The following is a 15,288-nucleotide window of genomic DNA, read 5'->3' as shown; positions in this document are numbered from 1 at the left end:
CCACGGGTGTTCGCCGGGTGGCTCGCCGTTCATCGGCGCCGGTCAGGCCCGTCGCCGCCGCGCGCCGTACCGGATCGGCGACCCCTAACACGCGGAGCCGACCTTGGCGAGGATCTTGGCCGATCGGCATGTCTTGTCGGCGACGCCGATTACTCTGGTGACACTGTGAGCACTTTCGCCGCGTCCCACCTGTCCCCCTCGTATCCGGACCGTGCCGCCTGGGGCACCGCGCCCAAGCTGCGCGCCTGGCAGCAGGAGGCCTTTGACCTGTACTCCCGCGGTGAGCCGCGAGACTTCCTCGCGGTCGCCACGCCGGGTGCGGGCAAGACGACCTTCGCGCTGCGCATCGCCGGAGACCTGCTGTCGCGAGGGATCATCCGGGCTGTGACGATCGTCACACCGACGGAGCATCTCAAGCAGCAGTGGGCGGACGCCGCAGCCCGGGTCGGCATGGCCATCGACCCCGAGTTCAAGAACAGTCAGGGCACGACCTCCCGCGACTACGTCGGAGTGGCCATCACCTACGCCCAGATCGCGATGCACCCGGCGCTGCACCGCGCCAGGACCGAGGCGCGCAAGACCCTGGTCATCTTCGATGAGATCCACCACGCGGGCGACGCCAAGTCCTGGGGCGACGGGGTGCGGGAGGCCTTCGAGCCCGCGACGAGGCGCCTGGCGCTGACCGGCACGCCGTTCAGGTCCGACGTCAACCCGATCCCCTTCGTCACCTACGCCGAGGACGGCGAGGGCATCCGGCGGAGCGTCTCCGACTACTCCTACGGATACGGCCCGGCCCTGGCCGACGGCGTCGTCCGTCCGGTGATCTTCCTGGCCTACGCGGGCGAGATGCGCTGGCGGACCCGCGCGGGCGACGAGATCTCCGCGACCCTGGGCACGCCGCTCACCAAGGACCAGCTCGGCCAGGCGTGGAAGGCCGCGCTCGATCCCAAGGGCGACTGGATCCGGCAGGTGCTTCAGGCGGCCGACCGGCGGCTGACCGAGGTGCGCAGGGGGGTGCCGGACGCGGGCGCCCTGGTCATCGCCACCGACCACGAGACGGCCCGCGCCTACGCCAGGCACATCCGCGCGATCACCGGTGAGGGCGCCACGGTGGTGCTCTCCGACGACCCCGAGGCGTCCAAGAAGATCAAGGGATTCTCCGGGTCCCAGGACCGCTGGCTGGTCGCGGTCCGCATGGTCTCCGAGGGCGTCGACATCCCGCGCCTGGCCGTCGGGGTCTACGCCACGAGCACCTCGACCCCGCTGTTCTTCGCCCAGGCCGTCGGCCGTTTCGTCCGGGCTCGCAAGCGGGGGGAGACGGCCTCGGTCTTCCTGCCCTCGGTGCCCACCCTGATGGGGCTGGCCGGGGAGATGGAGGCCGAGCGCGACCACGTGCTCGACCGGAGCCTGCCCGAGGAGGGGCTGGACGACTTCCTGCTCGACGATGCCCAGCGCAAGAAGGACAACCCCGACGTTCTCGGCGACGAGCTGCCGTTCGAGACCCTGGAGGCGGTCGCCACCTTTGACCGGGTGCTCTTCGACGGCGGCGAGTTCGGCACGGCCGCCGAGCCCGGCTCGCCCGAGGAGGAGGACTTCCTCGGACTGCCCGGCCTGCTGGAGCCCGACCAGGTGCGGACTCTGCTGAGCAAGCGCCAGTCCGACCAGCTCAGGGCCAAGCGGAACAAGCCGGAGCCCAAGGAGCCCGAGCTCGCCCCGCACGAGCTCATCGCCAACCTCCGCCGCGAGCTCAACGGGCTGGTCGGCGCGTGGAACCACCGCACCGGGCAGCCCCACGGCGTCATTCACGCCGAGCTCCGCCGGGCCTGCGGCGGCCCGGCCATCGCGCAGGCCACCGCCGAGCAGATCCAGGAGCGGATCGGCAAGATCCGCCAGTGGGCCACCCAGCGCTCGTAGCGACCGGCTCGGGTCAGCGGAGTACCGGGGTGCCGCTGAGCCGGGCTCCGGCGGCTTCGAGCCGGGCCAGGGCCGCCTCGGTGGTCGACCTGGCCACCCCGGCGGTCAGGTCCAGCAGCACCCGTACGGCCAGCCCGTTGCCGACCGCGTCCAGCGCGGTGGCGCGTACGCAGTGGTCGGTGGCGATGCCCACGACGTCCACCGTGTCCACCCGCCGTTCGGCGAGCCAGTCGGCCAGGCTCGTGCCGTCGGGGGAGCTGCCCTCGAAGCCGCTGTAGGCGGCGGCGTGCGCGCCCTTGCTGAACACCTCCTCCACCTTCGCGGTGTCGAAGGCCGGATGGAAGTCCGCCCCGGGGGTGCCCGCCACGCAGTGCGCGGGCCAGGAACGCACGTAGTCGGGCTCGTCGGCGAAGTGGGCGCCGGGGTCAACGTGGAGGTCGCGGGTGGCCACGACATGGTCGTAGTCATGGGACGCGGCGTGCCGGGAGACGGCGGCGGCGACCTCGGCGCCCCCGCCCACCGGCAGACTGCCGCCCTCGCAGAAGTCGTTCTGCACATCGACGATGATCAGCGCGGTTGCCATGGGAACTAGTCAAACACGGTCGGAATGGCCGCGTCGCCCCGGGAGAGCTGGTGGGCGGTGGCCGGAAGCTCGGCGACGGCGCGCCGGTGCCGCTCGCGGCCCGCGTCCAGCCCCTCCTCGCCGACGATCCTCCCCTTGCGCATCAGCTCGGCCTGGAGCGGGCGGGCGTCGGACGGCCGGTCGCCGGAGACGGTGACCAGTTCGGCGACGGCCGTGCCCGAGGTGTCGAGCCGCCGGAACGCCTCCTTGCGTCCGCCCCGGCTGGGCTTGCCCACCGACCTCTTGGCCACCGGCCACATGATCCCCTCGGAGTCCTCGCGGGCGACGAGCTTGTAGACCAGCGCCGCGGTCGGCGCCCCCGACCCGATGACCAGCGAGGTGCCGACGCCGTAGGCGTCCACGGGGGCGGCGGCCAGCGCCGCGATGGCGTACTCGTCCAGGTCGCTGGTGACGAGGATCCGGGTCCCGCCGGCGCCCAGCGCGTCGAGCTGCGCGCGGACCTGGTGCGCGATCTCGCCCAGGTCACCGGAGTCGAGACGGACCGCGCCCAGGCCGGGACCGGCCAGCTCCACACCGGCCCGTACGGCCTCTGCCACGTCATAGGTGTCCACCAGCAGCGTGGTGCCCGTGCCGAGCGAGTCGATCTGGGCCTGGAAGGCCTGCCGTTCGGAGTCGTGCACCAGCGTGAACGCGTGGGCCGCGGTCCCGGCGGTCGGCACGCCGTAGAGGTGGCCGGCCATCAGGTTGGAGGTGGAGGCGAACCCGCACAGGTAGGCGGCCCTGGCCGCGGCCACGGCCGCCGCCTCGTGGGTGCGCCGCGAGCCCATCTCGACGAGCGGCCGGTCGCCGGCGGCGCGGACCATGCGGGAGGCGGCCGTGGCGATCGCGCAGTCGTGGTTGAGGGTCGACAGGATCACCGTCTCCAGCAGCACCGCCTCGGCGAACGTGCCCTCCACGGTCACGATGGGGGAGCCGGGGAAGTAGCACTCGCCCTCGCGGTAGCCGTACAGGCTGCCGGAGAACCGGTAGCCGGCCAGGAACTCCAGGGTGGGCTCGTCCACCACCCGCCTGTCCCTGAGGAAGGCGAGCTCCTCGGCGCCGAACCGGAAGTCTCGCACCGCGTCGAGCATCCTCGCCGTCCCGGCGACCACCCCGTACCGGCGCTCCCCGGGCAGGTGCCTGGCGAAGACCTCGAATACCACGTGTCGCCGCGCGGCTCCGCTGCGCAACGCCGCCTGCAGCATCGTCAGCTCATAGTGATCTGTCAGCAACGCCGTGCTCATGCTCATTGTCACGAGTCGAGACTAGGCCTGAGGTAGGGCAGACTGGTCTATGTGGCTAGCACTGCTCCAATGGAGGTCGAGCGTCCGTCGGTCGACGTGCGGCCCAATCTGCCATGGTTGACGATTGTCTGGAATGACCCGGTCAACCTGATGTCCTACGTCACGTATGTCTTCCAGACCGTCTTCGGCTACTCGAAGCAGAAGGCGGAGAAGCTGATGATGGACGTGCACCACAAGGGCAGGGCCGTGGTGTCCAGCGGCACCCGTGAGGAGATGGAGCGCGACGTGCAGATCATGCACTCCTACGGGTTGTGGGCCACCCTGCAGCAGGACTCGTAGGCGAAGGCGGCCCCGGCGCGGCGCGCGCCGCGGGGCGGGGCGGGGCGCGAGGGAAACAAACAGCGGGGAGTGGTGAGCGAACGGTGAGTTCGGGGTTCAGCCGGGGGCCCAAGGGCAGTGTGATCACTGTCTTCGACGCCGCCGAGGTCTCGATCCTGCGCTCGCTGGTCTCCCAGATCCTGGGCCTGATCGAGCCCGGAGAGACCGGGAACGACCCGCTGGAGCGCGCCCTGGGCATCGGCCCGTCCGAGCAGTCGGCCGACCCGGTGCTGGCCAGGCTCTTCCCCTCGGCCTACCAGGACTCCGAGCAGTCCGCCGAGTTCCGCCGCTACACCGAGGCGACCCTGCGCGAGGGCAAGCGGGCCGACGCGCAGACCATGCTCGACAGCGCGGAGCCCGGACGGGTCGAGCTCACCCGTGAGCAGGCGCAGGCGTGGATGCGCGCGCTGAACGACGTACGGCTGGCGCTCGGCACCCGGCTGGAGGTGACGGAGGAGATCCACGACGAGATCGCCGGCATGCCGGAGGACGATCCACGCTATGCGGCATATGTCACCTACGACTGGTTGACCTACCTCCAGGACACCCTGATCCGCGCTCTTTGGTAGCTTCCAGACATGCTCATCATCTCTCGGGAACTGGTTGACAAGATCATCGCGCACGCCCGGGCCGACCACCCGGACGAGGCCTGTGGCGTGGTCGCCGGGCCGATCGGCTCGGACTCGCCCCAGCGCCTCATCACGATGGAGAACGCCGAGAGGTCGCCCACGTTCTACCGTTTCGACTCGCTGGAGCAGTTGCGCGTCTGGCGCGAGATGGACGACCGCGACGAGGAGCCGGTGGTCATCTACCACTCCCACACCTCGACGGAGGCGTATCCCTCGCGCACCGACATCAGCTACGCCGCCGAGCCCAACGCCCACTACCTGCTGGTCTCCACCCGTGAGGAGCTGGGGCAGGAGGCCGAGGTCCGCTCCTACCGGATCCTCGACGGAGTGGTGCGGGAGGAGGAGATCACGATCGTCGCGGAGTGACCGGTGTCTCCAAGGGTTTCACAGAGTGATACGGCCGTGAGGAGGAAATATGCCTGTTGGTAAGCTGGTGACCGTGATGACCGTTGACCCGAACCTGGAGGACGTGCTCCCGCGTCCCGGTTCGCGGGCCCGGCACGCGGACCTGGCGCCCGTGCAGAGTTTCCTGTTCGCGCACACCCCCTCTGTCGTCGTCTACGACTGTCGCTGAACGGCAGTTCCGGAATCCCTCCGTGCCCACCGATGTTCTGAGCCGGTGGGCGGCACTCTCATGACGACACGAGGAGACTGACCGCGATGGCCATCGAGATTCGCATTCCCACCATTCTGCGTACCTATACCGACGGCGCCAAGGCCGTCGACGCCAAGGGCGCGACGATTGAGGAGCTGATCGGCGACCTGGAGTCCCGGCACCCCGGGCTGAAGGAGCGCCTGGTCGACAAGGGCGCGCTGCGCCGCTTCGTCAACGTGTACCTGAACGACGAGGACGTCCGCTTCCTGGGCGGACTGGAGACCCCGGTCGCCGACGGCGACACGGTCACCGTCCTGCCGGCCGTGGCCGGCGGTTCCCGCTAGCCGCCGTGCGCCGCCGGTCCCGGCGGCCGGTGGCGCACGCCGACGTTCCTTGGCCGTTGACACGAGGCGGAAGCCCTACACCATGCGCTTTGAATCACTGATCGACTCGGTCGGCCGTACTCCCCTGGTCGGCCTGCCCAGGCTGTCCCCCTCGGTGGACGTGCGGATCTGGGCGAAGCTCGAAGACCGGAACCCGACGGGCTCGATCAAGGACCGTCCGGCGCTGTGGATGATCGAGCAGGCCGAGAAGGACGGCCTGCTCCGTCCCGGCTGCACGATCCTCGAACCCACCAGCGGCAACACCGGCATCTCGCTGGCGATGTCCGCCCGGCTCAAGGGGTACCGGCTGGTCTGCGTGATGCCGGAGAACACCTCCGACGAGCGCCGCCAGCTGCTCCGCATGTGGGGTGCGGAGATCATCTCCTCCCCGGCGGCCGGAGGCTCCAACGAGGCCGTGCGGGTCGCCAAGGGCCTGGCAGAGGAGCACCCCGACTGGGTGATGCTCTACCAGTACGGCAACCCGGCCAACTGGCGTTCCCACTACGAGACCACGGGCCCGGAGATCCTTCGGGACCTGCCGTCCGTCACCCACTTCGTGGCCGGGCTCGGCACCACCGGCACCCTGATGGGCGTCGGCCGCTTCCTGCGCGAGCACGTCCCCGGCGTGAGGATCGTCGCCGCCGAACCGCGCTACGGCGAACTGGTCTACGGCCTGCGCAACGTGGACGAGGGCTTCATCCCCGAGCTCTACGACCCCGAGGTCCTGACCACCCGCTTCTCCGTCTCCTCCGGAGACGCGCTCCGCCGGACGAGGGAACTGCTGACCACCGAGGGCATCTTCGCCGGCGTCTCCACCGGAGCCGCCCTGCACGCCGCGCTCGGCATGGCGGCCAAGGCCGTCAAGGCCGGGGAGCGGGCCGACATCGTGTTCGTGGTGGCGGACGGCGGCTGGAAATACCTGTCCACCGGCGCCTACGAGGGCACCCTGGACGAGGCCGAGGAACGCCTCGAAGGCCAGCTCTGGGCCTGATCCCGACGACCCGCCGGACTCGGACAGGTTCCCCCGAGCGCCTCGGCACGGGAACCGAACCCTCCCGGCGACGATGCCCCGGCCGATACGGGAACTCGCCGCGCTCATGGCCGGCCCGATCGAGCGGGAGCGCCGTCGCTACGGTCTGGAGCTGCTCGAAGGTGTCGGCGTCCACCGTCCACTCGGCCCCGGCGTACGCGGCCTCGGTGGAAAACGGCTCCCGGCGGCCCAGAAACGGCCCCTGTCACTGAGGAACACCTGCCACCCGGGGATCACCGCCGTCACGGACGTCGCGCACTCGGGCGTTGTGGATCTACCATTGCGCATGGATCGGACCTCCATTGTCCGGTTCAGGGATCCGTACGGCGTGGGCGCGCCTGCGGGTCCTGCCTTTTTAGGCGGCCGTCTCATGAGAACGCGGCAAAAGCACGCGCGCGCAGGTGGGGAAAGAGGATTATAGAGGGAAGAGCCTTTTCCCCTGCCACCGAAGAGGTGTGCCCGTGAACGGCGAGGTTCCCCGCTGGGCTGTACGGCTGCGCGATGAGCGGCGTAACCGCGAGTGGTCGCAACGAGACATGGCCAGGCGCCTGGTGGGAGCCGCAGGCGAGGAAACCCGTGGCCATCTGCCTCGCGGGAAAGCATCGTCCGTAACATCAAAAATTGGGAGGCGGGGAAGTGCCGGCCCAAAGACCCGTACCGCGTTTTGTACGCCCGCGCTTTCGGAATCATCGAAACAGACCTATTTGCCGACAAGCCGAATACAACAACTAACGACGGCGATCGACCGCGAGAGCGTACTCTCGATGCAAAAGCCTCAACACGGGATGAGGATGATGACGTGGAGCGCAGACGATTGATGCGGGATGCCGCCGCCGTCGCTGTCGGTGGCGCGATGGTGCCCGTGTTCGCCACTCTGACAAATGCCTGGCAGGCGTTCCAACCGCGTATTTCCGGGGCGAGCGTGTCACGGGGGATGATCGATGACTGGGAGAACGCTGCCGACGCACACACGAAGGCTGCCCGTATCGACCCGCCCGCTGCCGTCCTCGCCGCGCTCGCGGTCGACTACACGGACATGGCCCCTCATCTAGGTCGCGCTCAACCTGATGCCGTACAGCGTGATCTCGCTCATGCCGCCGCGCGCCATGCGGCCCTGATCGCTGGAAAGTGGTTCGACCTGGGTAATCGCCGTGAGGCGCATCGGTGGTGGGCGCAGGCACGCACGCTGAGCGGACAATCCGGAGATGATCTCTTGGTGTCGTGGCTGAGAGGCTGGGAAGCGGGTTACCGGCGACAGGACCCCGGGGAGGATCTTAACGCGGTGCTTCTCGTGACGCGGGAAGCACGTTGTCTCGCGGGAGACGCCCCCAGCGCGCCGCTCGTGGCCGCCCTGGCGGAAGAGGCGAAGACGCTCGTGATGATCGGGCGTTATGCTGAGGCGACCATCGCGCTACGGCGGAGCGAGGAGACGTATGAGCGACTGCCTTCCTCAAGCAACTCACGCCAGGGCCGTGCGCTGTGGTACGACCGAACTCTGATCTACACCCTCGCAGGGGACGTCAACCGTGCCGAGGAGGCCCGCAAAACGGCCGAGAAGCTCTATCCGGTGGGACACCGCTCGGCGACCCTGCTCGCGCTCCACGGTGCCGCGCTCCGCGCCCGCACTGACCCGGCCGAGGGTACACATCAAGCGTTGCGGCTCCTTGACTCACTACCCTCCGAGCGACGCGACACCCGAGTGATTTCGGCAACTCGTCTGGTCATCGACGTCTTACCGGAGAAGGCCCGCACTCTACCTGCGGCACGGGAACTGCGTGCTCTGACGATGGGTGACCGATCGGCCTGAGCCGGGCACGACGACGCCCCGCCGGTTACCTTCCGTTCTAGCGGTCGTCGCAACACCCCGGCCTGGGGGGTGCGTAATCAACTTTCGTGCTAGCACGGACTTGACGGTAAGGCGCTTGTCCACGTCAAGAACGATCTTCGGTGAGGAACAACGGAAAAGGTGGGCGTTCCACGGAACGCCCACCCGTCGCGATTCGGTGGAGCTTTTCGCCTGGCCGGGCGGGTTCGCCCGGCTGAGCGGGTGGGTCAGTTGAACAGGACCCGGAGGGAGAAGGAGGCGTCGCCGCCGGACTGGGTGCCGCTGATGCCGACGGCGCGCAGGATCTGGAGGTTGGCCTTGTCGTCACCCTGGAGGCCCTCAAGGTAGAGCTTCTCCACCTTGTCGAGGTCGACGTAGGCGGCGAACGTCGCCTCGTCGGCGTTGGGGATCGCCAGTTTGAAGCCCTCGTCCTCGCCCAGGGTGCCGTCCTTGGCGAGTTCGGCGGCGTACTCCTGGGAGCTGGCCAGGACGAAGGTGCCGTCACCGGGGACCTTGGCGAGCTGCGGGACGCTGGTGCCGGAGTCGGCGAGGAACTTCTCGATCTTGCCCACGACCTCCTGGGCCTTGGCCGGGTCGGTGGTGATGCGGGCGCCGAACCTGGGCTGGTCCCCGTTGAGGCCGTTGGCGTCCAGGGCCAGGGTGAGGTTCTTGCCCAGCAGCGTCGCCATGTCGGCGGGGAGCGTCAGGCCGTACTGCTGCTGGGCCTGGGTGGCGAACTGCTGGAACGAACCCGCGCCGGACTGCTCGGCCGACTTCATGAGCTGGGACCACTGCTTGCCGATCACGTCGCCGAGGCCGGAGACGGAGATCGCGGCGGCGGTGGAGGCCGGAAGCGCGCCGATCTTGGAGACCTCGGGCCGGCCCATGTCCAGAGCCTGCGCGCCACGGCTGATACCGGCCAGTTCGACGTACTCGCCGTCGAAGCGGAGCGCGCCGGCCACCCGGAGGTTCTTGATCTGCGCGAGCGCCTCGGGGTTCTGGGCGCCCAGCTGCGGGGCGAGCTCGGCGACCTTGCCCGCGTTCATCCAGAAGGAGAGCACACCGGTCTCGCCGAGGGCGCCCAGGTCGTCGGAGAAGGTGGCGTTGCCGGAGAGCGGCGCGGCCTGGGCGGCCTGGTCGGCCTGCGCCTGGGTCTCGGCGAGCAGCGCGTAGTCCTCACGGAACGTGATGCCGTACTTCTCGCCGTTCATCAGCTTGGCGATCCCGGCCTTGGCCTTGGTCTCGTCGGTGACCTGCACGGCCGCCACGACGCCGGGAGGGGCGTCCGCCCCGGCGGGGGGGAGTACGGCCAGGCCGACCCGGTCCCCGAGCCACGGATCGACGTCGGCGGCGAAGTCCACCTCGCTGAGGTTGGCGGAGTCCTTCTTGATCAGGTTGAAGAGGGCCTGGCGCGGGTTGTCGCCGGTGAAGGAGTCCTTGGTGACGGTGAACTTCCCGGCGATGTCGAACAGCGCCAGTTTCTGGTTCGCGGCCGGGTCGAGGTCGAGGCGCATGTAGCCGAAGGCGTTACCGGGCAGCACGTCGTGGGGCTGGTTGCCGCCGCCGCTGAGCAGGCTGACCGCCAGGGCGCCGCCGCCGCCCACGAGGGCGACGACCAGGGCCGCGACCACCGCGATCAGCCAGCCCTTGCCCCCCTTGCGGGTGGGAGGGGCGGGAGGCTGTCCCGCGCCGAGGAAGTCGGGGCCCTGCTGCTGCCAGCCGGGCTGCTGACCGTAGGGCTGCTGCGGATAGCCGGGCTGCTGGTGGCCCTGCTGCGGGTATGTGGGCTGCTGCCCGTAAGGCTGCTGGGGGTGGGGCTGCTGGTGGCCCTGCGGCTCCCAGCCGGGCTGGACCTGCTGCTGGTGGCCTCCCGCGTCCTGCTGCGGATACGCGGGCCGGTCCTGCTGCGGATAGCCGCCCTGCGGGGGGTAGGCCTGAGGGTGCGGCTGGTCGTTGTGCTGCGCACCCTCGTTCCGACGGTAGGCGATCGTCCTGTCGGGCTGCTGACCCGGCATGGGCGGCTGGTCGGGGGGATTGTTGGCAGACATACTCACTCACAATGTGGACTCTTGGATACCGAAAATTTAGTGCACATTGGTAGCAAGCGGCTTGCATTAAACTAACCAGGCGATTGTTCCGTCCAACCGGGGTTGACCTCGGCTGAGGCGATCAGCCGCCGGAGGGGGCGAATCAGACCCGCTCCAGCGCCTTGACCGGCTTCCGCAGCGTGATCTCGCCGCTCCCCGTGCTGGCCACCGCGTCCCAGGACACGATGCTGCTGCCGCTGTAGAACGCCCGGAACGCGAGCTTGAACAGCCAGTTCGCCCGGCTGCCCGGGTCGCGGGTGAGGCCGAGCATCACCGGGGTCCGCCGCTGGGAGACGACCAGCCCGGAGACCGTGAACCGCTGCTGCATCCCGAACCCGCCCCCGCGGTTCCTCGCCATTCGGACGTCCACCACCTGTCCCACCCACACCCCCTCCGAATCCCACACCGACTGACCGATGAGATCACCGACTCCTGCCACTTCGACCTCCCGTGAAATCCCCGGAAAATGGTTGCCAGTCTCTCAGCGGAAGCGCGTTTTCCCAGGTAGCGGCACGCGTGCCGGGCCGAGGAGGTGTCTGCGGCCAAGGGTGGGTAAAGTGGCCTCTCCAGAACAAGGTTCGGGAGCGTGGATGACGAAGTTCGACGAGGCGACGCAGGCCATCCGGGTGGACGAGACCACCTACGACGTGTGCCTGGACCCGGGATACTCGATCGGGGGCCCGCTGAACGGGGGCTACCTGATGGCCGTGCTGCTGCGCGCGGTCGTGGACGCCTCGCCGCACGAGCATCCGGTGACCACCGGCGTGCAGTTCCTGCGCGTGCCGGTGCCGGGCCCCGCCCAGGTGAGACTTGAGCAGCTCAAGGCCGGCCGCACCGTCGCGATGACCCGCGCCACCCTCGTCCAGGACGGCAGGCCGGTCATCGAGGCCAGGGTCACCACGGCGACCCTGGGCGACACCGCCCCCGACTGGACGGACGTTCCCTCGGTGGCGATGCCGCCGATCGAGCGGTGCGTCAGGCTGCCCGACCCCGGGCCCGAGTCGAAGATGACGCTCAACGCGCAGGTGGAGATGGCGTTCGACCCGCCCACCGTGGGCTGGCTCGCCGGCAACCCCACCGGCCGCCCCGAGGCCCGCGCCTACTTCCGGATGGCCGAGCCCCAGGACCCCGACCCCTACGTGCTGGCGCTGGCCGTGGACGCGCTGCCACCGGTGGTCTTCTCCGCCGGCGCCCTCGGCTGGGCACCCACCGTGGACCTCACCTGGCACCTGCGCGCGCTGCCCGCCCCCGGCTGGCTCACGGTGCTCGGCGGTGGCCGGATGATCGGCGACGGCTGGTTCGACGAGGAGGTCGAGGTCTGGGACTCCGCCGGCCGCCTGGTCGCCCAGTCCCGCCAGCTCGCCAGGGTGGGACGCGGGTGATCCTTTTGTCGTGGTTGATCGTGTTGTGAGGATTCTTACCGTGAGCGGTCGTCCCAGGTCGCCTAACCTTGGGAACCGTGTCGCAAGCGAATATCGGAATCTTTGACAGCGGTGTGGGCGGCCTCACGGTGGCCAGGGCGATCATCGATCAGCTGCCCAGCGAATCAATCTTCTATGTGGCCGACACGGCGCGGCAGCCGTACGGTCCCAGGCCCATCGCGCAGGTCCGCGCCTACGCGCTGGAGGTGATGGACCATCTCGTCGAGCACGGCATCAAGATGCTGGTGATCGCGTGCAACAGCGCCAGCGCGGCGATGCTGCGCGACGCGCGTGAGCGCTACGACGTGCCGGTCGTCGAGGTCATCCAGCCGGCGACGCGCCGGGCCGTACGGGCCACCCGCAACGGCAGGGTCGGGGTGATCGGGACCAGGGCCACGATCGAGTCGATGGCCTATCACGACGCCTTCACCGCCGCGCCCGACGTCCTGCTCACCGGGGTGGCCGCGCCCCGGCTGGTGGAGTTCGTGGAGCGGGGGGAGACGATGAGCGAGGAGCTCATCGAGGTCATCCGCGGCTACCTGGAGCCGGTGCTGCACAACGGGTGCGACACGCTGATCCTGGGCTGCACCCACTATCCGCTGCTCACCGGGCCGATCTCCTACGTCGTGGGCGACGACGTCACGCTGGTGTCCAGCGCCGACGAGACGGCCAAGGACGTCTACCGCGTCCTGCACGATCGGGGCCTGGCCGCCGTGGGCGGCACCGCGCGGCACCGGTTCGCCACCACCGGCGACACCCGTCTCTTCACCCGGCTCGGGCGGCGTTTCCTCGGGCCGGAGATCCAGGCGGTCGAGTTCGCCGAGGTGGGGGCCGCCGTCGGCGACGGGTACGCCCCGGACCCGGTCGTGCGGAATTAGAACGTGACAGGCGTGACAAGGAGGAGCCCGCAGTGAAACTGACGATCATCGGGTGCTCCGGGAGCTTCCCCGGCCCGGACAGCCCCTCCTCCTGCTACCTGCTGGAGGCCGAGGGGTTCCGCATGCTGCTGGACTTCGGCAACGGCGCGCTGGGCGCGCTCCAGCGCCACATCGGCCTCTACGACGTGGACGCGATCTGCCTGTCCCACCTGCACGCCGACCACTGCCTCGACATGTGCCCCTACCACGTGGTGCGCACCTACTCCCCGCGGGGGCCGCTGCCCCGGGTGCCCGTCCACGCCCCCGCCGACGCCCCTCGCCGCCTGGCCGCCGCCTACGGCATGCCCGACGAGCCGAGGCTGGAGACGGCCTTCGACTTCGCCCCGCTGACGCCGGGGGTGTTCGAGGTCGGCCCGTTCGAGGTGACGGCCGCGCCGATGAACCACCCGGTCGAGACCTATGCCTTCCGGGTCTCCCACGGCGGGCGCTCCGTGGTCTACTCGGGTGACACCGGGGAGTCCGCCGAACTGGTCAAGCTCGCCTCGGGGGCGGACCTGCTGCTGTGCGAGGCGTCCTTCCTGGACCGGCCGGGCCTGCCCACAGGGCTGCACCTGAACGGCCGCCAGGCCGCCGAGCACGCGGCCAGGGCGGATGTGGGCACTCTGGTGCTGACCCACCTCGTGCCCTGGTACGACCCCGGCCGGATCCTGGACGACGCCTCGCGGGGCGGTTTCGCGGGCCGTACCGAACTCGCTCGGAGCGGGGCCCTGTATGACCTAGGGTGAGACGCATGGCTCGCGCAGATGGACGTTCTCCCGATCAGCTCCGCCCCGTCACCATCACCCGTGGCTGGCTCGCCCACGCCGAGGGGTCGGTGCTCGTCGAGTTCGGCGGGACCAAGGTGCTCTGTGCCGCCTCCGTGCAGGACAGCGTGCCGCGCTGGCGCCGGGGAAGCGGCCAGGGCTGGATCACCGCCGAGTACGCCATGCTGCCCCGGGCCACCAACACCCGTAACGACCGCGAGTCGGTCCGCGGCAGGATCGGCGGCAGGACGCACGAGATCTCCCGCCTGATCGGCCGGTCCCTTCGGGCCTGCGTCGACTACAAGGCCCTCGGTGAGAACTCGGTCGTCATCGACTGCGACGTGCTCCAGGCCGACGGCGGCACCCGGACCGCCGCCATCACCGGCGCCTACGTGGCGCTGGCCGACGCGGTCCGGTGGATGCGCGAGCGGAAGATGTGCACCGCCGACCCGCTGGTCGACTCGGTCGCCGCGGTCTCGGTCGGCGTCGTCGGGGCCACCCCCCTGCTGGACCTGTGTTACGTCGAGGACGTCGCGGCCGAGACGGACATGAACGTGGTGATGACGGGGAGCGGCGAGTTCGTCGAGGTGCAGGGCACCGCCGAGGGCAGGCCGTTCAACCGGGCCGTGCTGGACGAACTGCTCGACCTCGGCATCGCCGGATGCGCGGAGCTCACCCGCCTGCAGCGGGAGACGCTGGCATGAGCACCGGGCGGGCCGAGCCGGTGGGCGTGACCACGGGCAGGCTGGTGCTGGCCACCAGGAACGCCGGAAAGGTCGCCGAGCTCCGCCGGATCCTGGCCGACGCCTCGGTTTCGGTCGAGATCGTCGGGCTGGAGGAGTTCCCCGAGATCGGCGACGTCGCCGAGACCGGCCTGACCTTCGCCGAGAACGCCCTGCTCAAGGCCCACGCCGTGGCCCGGGAGTCGGGCCTGCCGGCGATCGCCGACGACTCGGGCCTGTGCGTGGACGCGCTGAACGGCATGCCCGGCATCTTCTCCGCCCGCTGGTCCGGCGGGCACGGCGACGACGAGGCGAACCTGAGGCTGCTGCTCGCGCAGGTGTCCGGCGTGCCGCCGGAGCACCGGGGCGCACACTTCGCCTGTGCGGCGGTGCTGGCTCTGCCCTCCGGGAAGGAGTGGGTGGCCCAGGGCGCGCTGCAGGGCATGATCATTGATACGCCGCGCGGCGTCAACGGCTTCGGCTACGACCCGATCTTCGTACCGGAGGGGGAGGGCCGCACGACGGCCGAGCTGTCGGCGGAGGAGAAGAACGCGATCAGCCACCGGGGCCGCGCCTTCCGCGCGCTGGCGCCCGTCATCGCCGAAGTGCTCGGCTGAGCGACCTCCGCGGGGGGACGGCCGGGGACGGCCGGAGACACAGCCCCGGCGGGCCGGAGGCGCTGAGCACCCCGGTATCCCCCTGGCCCCCGGTCTCGGGCCTCCCTCCTCCGCCCCCGATTCTCGGCGGGCGCATGGCC

At 70.0% G+C, this 15,288-nt stretch carries 17 protein-coding genes; 13 read left to right on the top strand and 4 right to left on the bottom strand.

Annotated elements, in window-relative coordinates; genetic code table 11:
- The first annotated feature begins 165 nt into the window (after nt 1-165).
- A complete protein-coding gene (locus tag ACWEF2_RS04040) occupies nt 166-1,914 on the top strand; it encodes a DEAD/DEAH box helicase (protein WP_453811672.1) in 1,749 nt (582 codons plus the stop codon).
- A 13-nt stretch (nt 1,915-1,927) separates the two neighbouring features.
- On the opposite strand, the gene ACWEF2_RS04035 is transcribed toward ACWEF2_RS04040, so the two are convergent.
- Nucleotides 1,928-2,497, bottom strand: a complete 570-nt coding sequence (locus ACWEF2_RS04035) for an isochorismatase family protein (protein ID WP_355595653.1) — start codon at nt 2,495-2,497, stop codon at nt 1,928-1,930.
- 5 nt (nt 2,498-2,502) lie between these two features.
- Entirely contained in the window at nt 2,503-3,786 is a 1,284-nt protein-coding gene (locus ACWEF2_RS04030) for a nicotinate phosphoribosyltransferase (protein ID WP_453811670.1), read from the bottom strand.
- Between the two features lie 63 nt (nt 3,787-3,849).
- Here ACWEF2_RS04030 and clpS point away from each other — a divergent pair, with 63 nt between their 5' ends.
- The 7 genes from clpS to ACWEF2_RS03995 all read left to right on the top strand — a co-directional run bounded on the left by clpS (nt 3,850) and on the right by ACWEF2_RS03995 (nt 8,602).
- Entirely contained in the window at nt 3,850-4,119 is a 270-nt protein-coding gene (gene clpS / locus ACWEF2_RS04025) for an ATP-dependent Clp protease adapter ClpS (protein WP_355595756.1), read from the top strand.
- Nucleotides 4,120-4,202: 83 nt separating this feature from the next.
- Entirely contained in the window at nt 4,203-4,727 is a 525-nt protein-coding gene (locus tag ACWEF2_RS04020) for a DUF2017 domain-containing protein (protein ID WP_453811668.1), read from the top strand.
- Between the two features lie 9 nt (nt 4,728-4,736).
- Nucleotides 4,737-5,153: a Mov34/MPN/PAD-1 family protein gene (locus ACWEF2_RS04015; protein ID WP_453811666.1), complete on the top strand. Its 417-nt coding sequence runs from the start codon at nt 4,737-4,739 to the stop codon at nt 5,151-5,153.
- A gap of 49 nt (nt 5,154-5,202) precedes the next feature.
- On the top strand, nt 5,203-5,361 hold the full coding sequence (locus ACWEF2_RS04010; RefSeq protein WP_355595645.1) for a hypothetical protein: 159 nt from the start codon (nt 5,203-5,205) through the stop codon (nt 5,359-5,361).
- Between the two features lie 86 nt (nt 5,362-5,447).
- Nucleotides 5,448-5,726, top strand: a complete 279-nt coding sequence (locus ACWEF2_RS04005) for a MoaD/ThiS family protein (protein WP_453811664.1) — start codon at nt 5,448-5,450, stop codon at nt 5,724-5,726.
- Nucleotides 5,727-5,808: 82 nt separating this feature from the next.
- A complete protein-coding gene (locus tag ACWEF2_RS04000) occupies nt 5,809-6,756 on the top strand; it encodes a PLP-dependent cysteine synthase family protein (protein ID WP_453811662.1) in 948 nt (315 codons plus the stop codon).
- An 838-nt stretch (nt 6,757-7,594) separates the two neighbouring features.
- Nucleotides 7,595-8,602 (top strand): hypothetical protein, encoded by a 1,008-nt coding sequence (locus ACWEF2_RS03995; protein ID WP_453811660.1) that lies wholly within the window; start codon nt 7,595-7,597, stop codon nt 8,600-8,602.
- A 245-nt stretch (nt 8,603-8,847) separates the two neighbouring features.
- On the opposite strand, the gene ACWEF2_RS03990 is transcribed toward ACWEF2_RS03995, so the two are convergent.
- On the bottom strand, nt 8,848-10,668 hold the full coding sequence (locus ACWEF2_RS03990) for a DUF3352 domain-containing protein (protein WP_453811658.1): 1,821 nt from the start codon (nt 10,666-10,668) through the stop codon (nt 8,848-8,850).
- A gap of 142 nt (nt 10,669-10,810) precedes the next feature.
- Entirely contained in the window at nt 10,811-11,146 is a 336-nt protein-coding gene (locus ACWEF2_RS03985) for a hypothetical protein (RefSeq protein ID WP_355595629.1), read from the bottom strand.
- A gap of 151 nt (nt 11,147-11,297) precedes the next feature.
- On the opposite strand from ACWEF2_RS03985, the gene ACWEF2_RS03980 reads away from it, so the two are divergent.
- The 5 genes from ACWEF2_RS03980 (at nt 11,298) to ACWEF2_RS03960 (ending at nt 15,148) form a co-directional block, all read left to right on the top strand.
- Nucleotides 11,298-12,089 carry a thioesterase family protein gene (locus tag ACWEF2_RS03980; protein ID WP_453811656.1) on the top strand — a complete coding sequence of 264 codons (792 nt, stop codon included), beginning with the start codon at nt 11,298-11,300 and terminating at the stop codon, nt 12,087-12,089.
- 77 nt (nt 12,090-12,166) lie between these two features.
- Complete coding sequence (gene murI / locus ACWEF2_RS03975; RefSeq protein WP_453811654.1) at nt 12,167-13,006, top strand: glutamate racemase; 840 nt, start codon at nt 12,167-12,169, stop codon at nt 13,004-13,006.
- A 32-nt stretch (nt 13,007-13,038) separates the two neighbouring features.
- Nucleotides 13,039-13,791, top strand: coding sequence for an MBL fold metallo-hydrolase (locus ACWEF2_RS03970; protein WP_453811652.1), 753 nt, complete (start codon nt 13,039-13,041; stop codon nt 13,789-13,791).
- Between the two features lie 5 nt (nt 13,792-13,796).
- Nucleotides 13,797-14,513: a ribonuclease PH gene (gene rph / locus ACWEF2_RS03965; RefSeq protein WP_453811651.1), complete on the top strand. Its 717-nt coding sequence runs from the start codon at nt 13,797-13,799 to the stop codon at nt 14,511-14,513.
- A complete protein-coding gene (locus ACWEF2_RS03960) occupies nt 14,510-15,148 on the top strand; it encodes an XTP/dITP diphosphatase (protein ID WP_453811649.1) in 639 nt (212 codons plus the stop codon). Before rph ends, ACWEF2_RS03960 begins: the two co-directional genes overlap by 4 nt.
- The last annotated feature ends 140 nt before the right edge of the window (nt 15,149-15,288 follow it).

The organism is Streptosporangium sp. NPDC004631, assembly GCF_053601935.1.
This window is presented reverse-complemented; position numbering and strand designations above follow the sequence as displayed.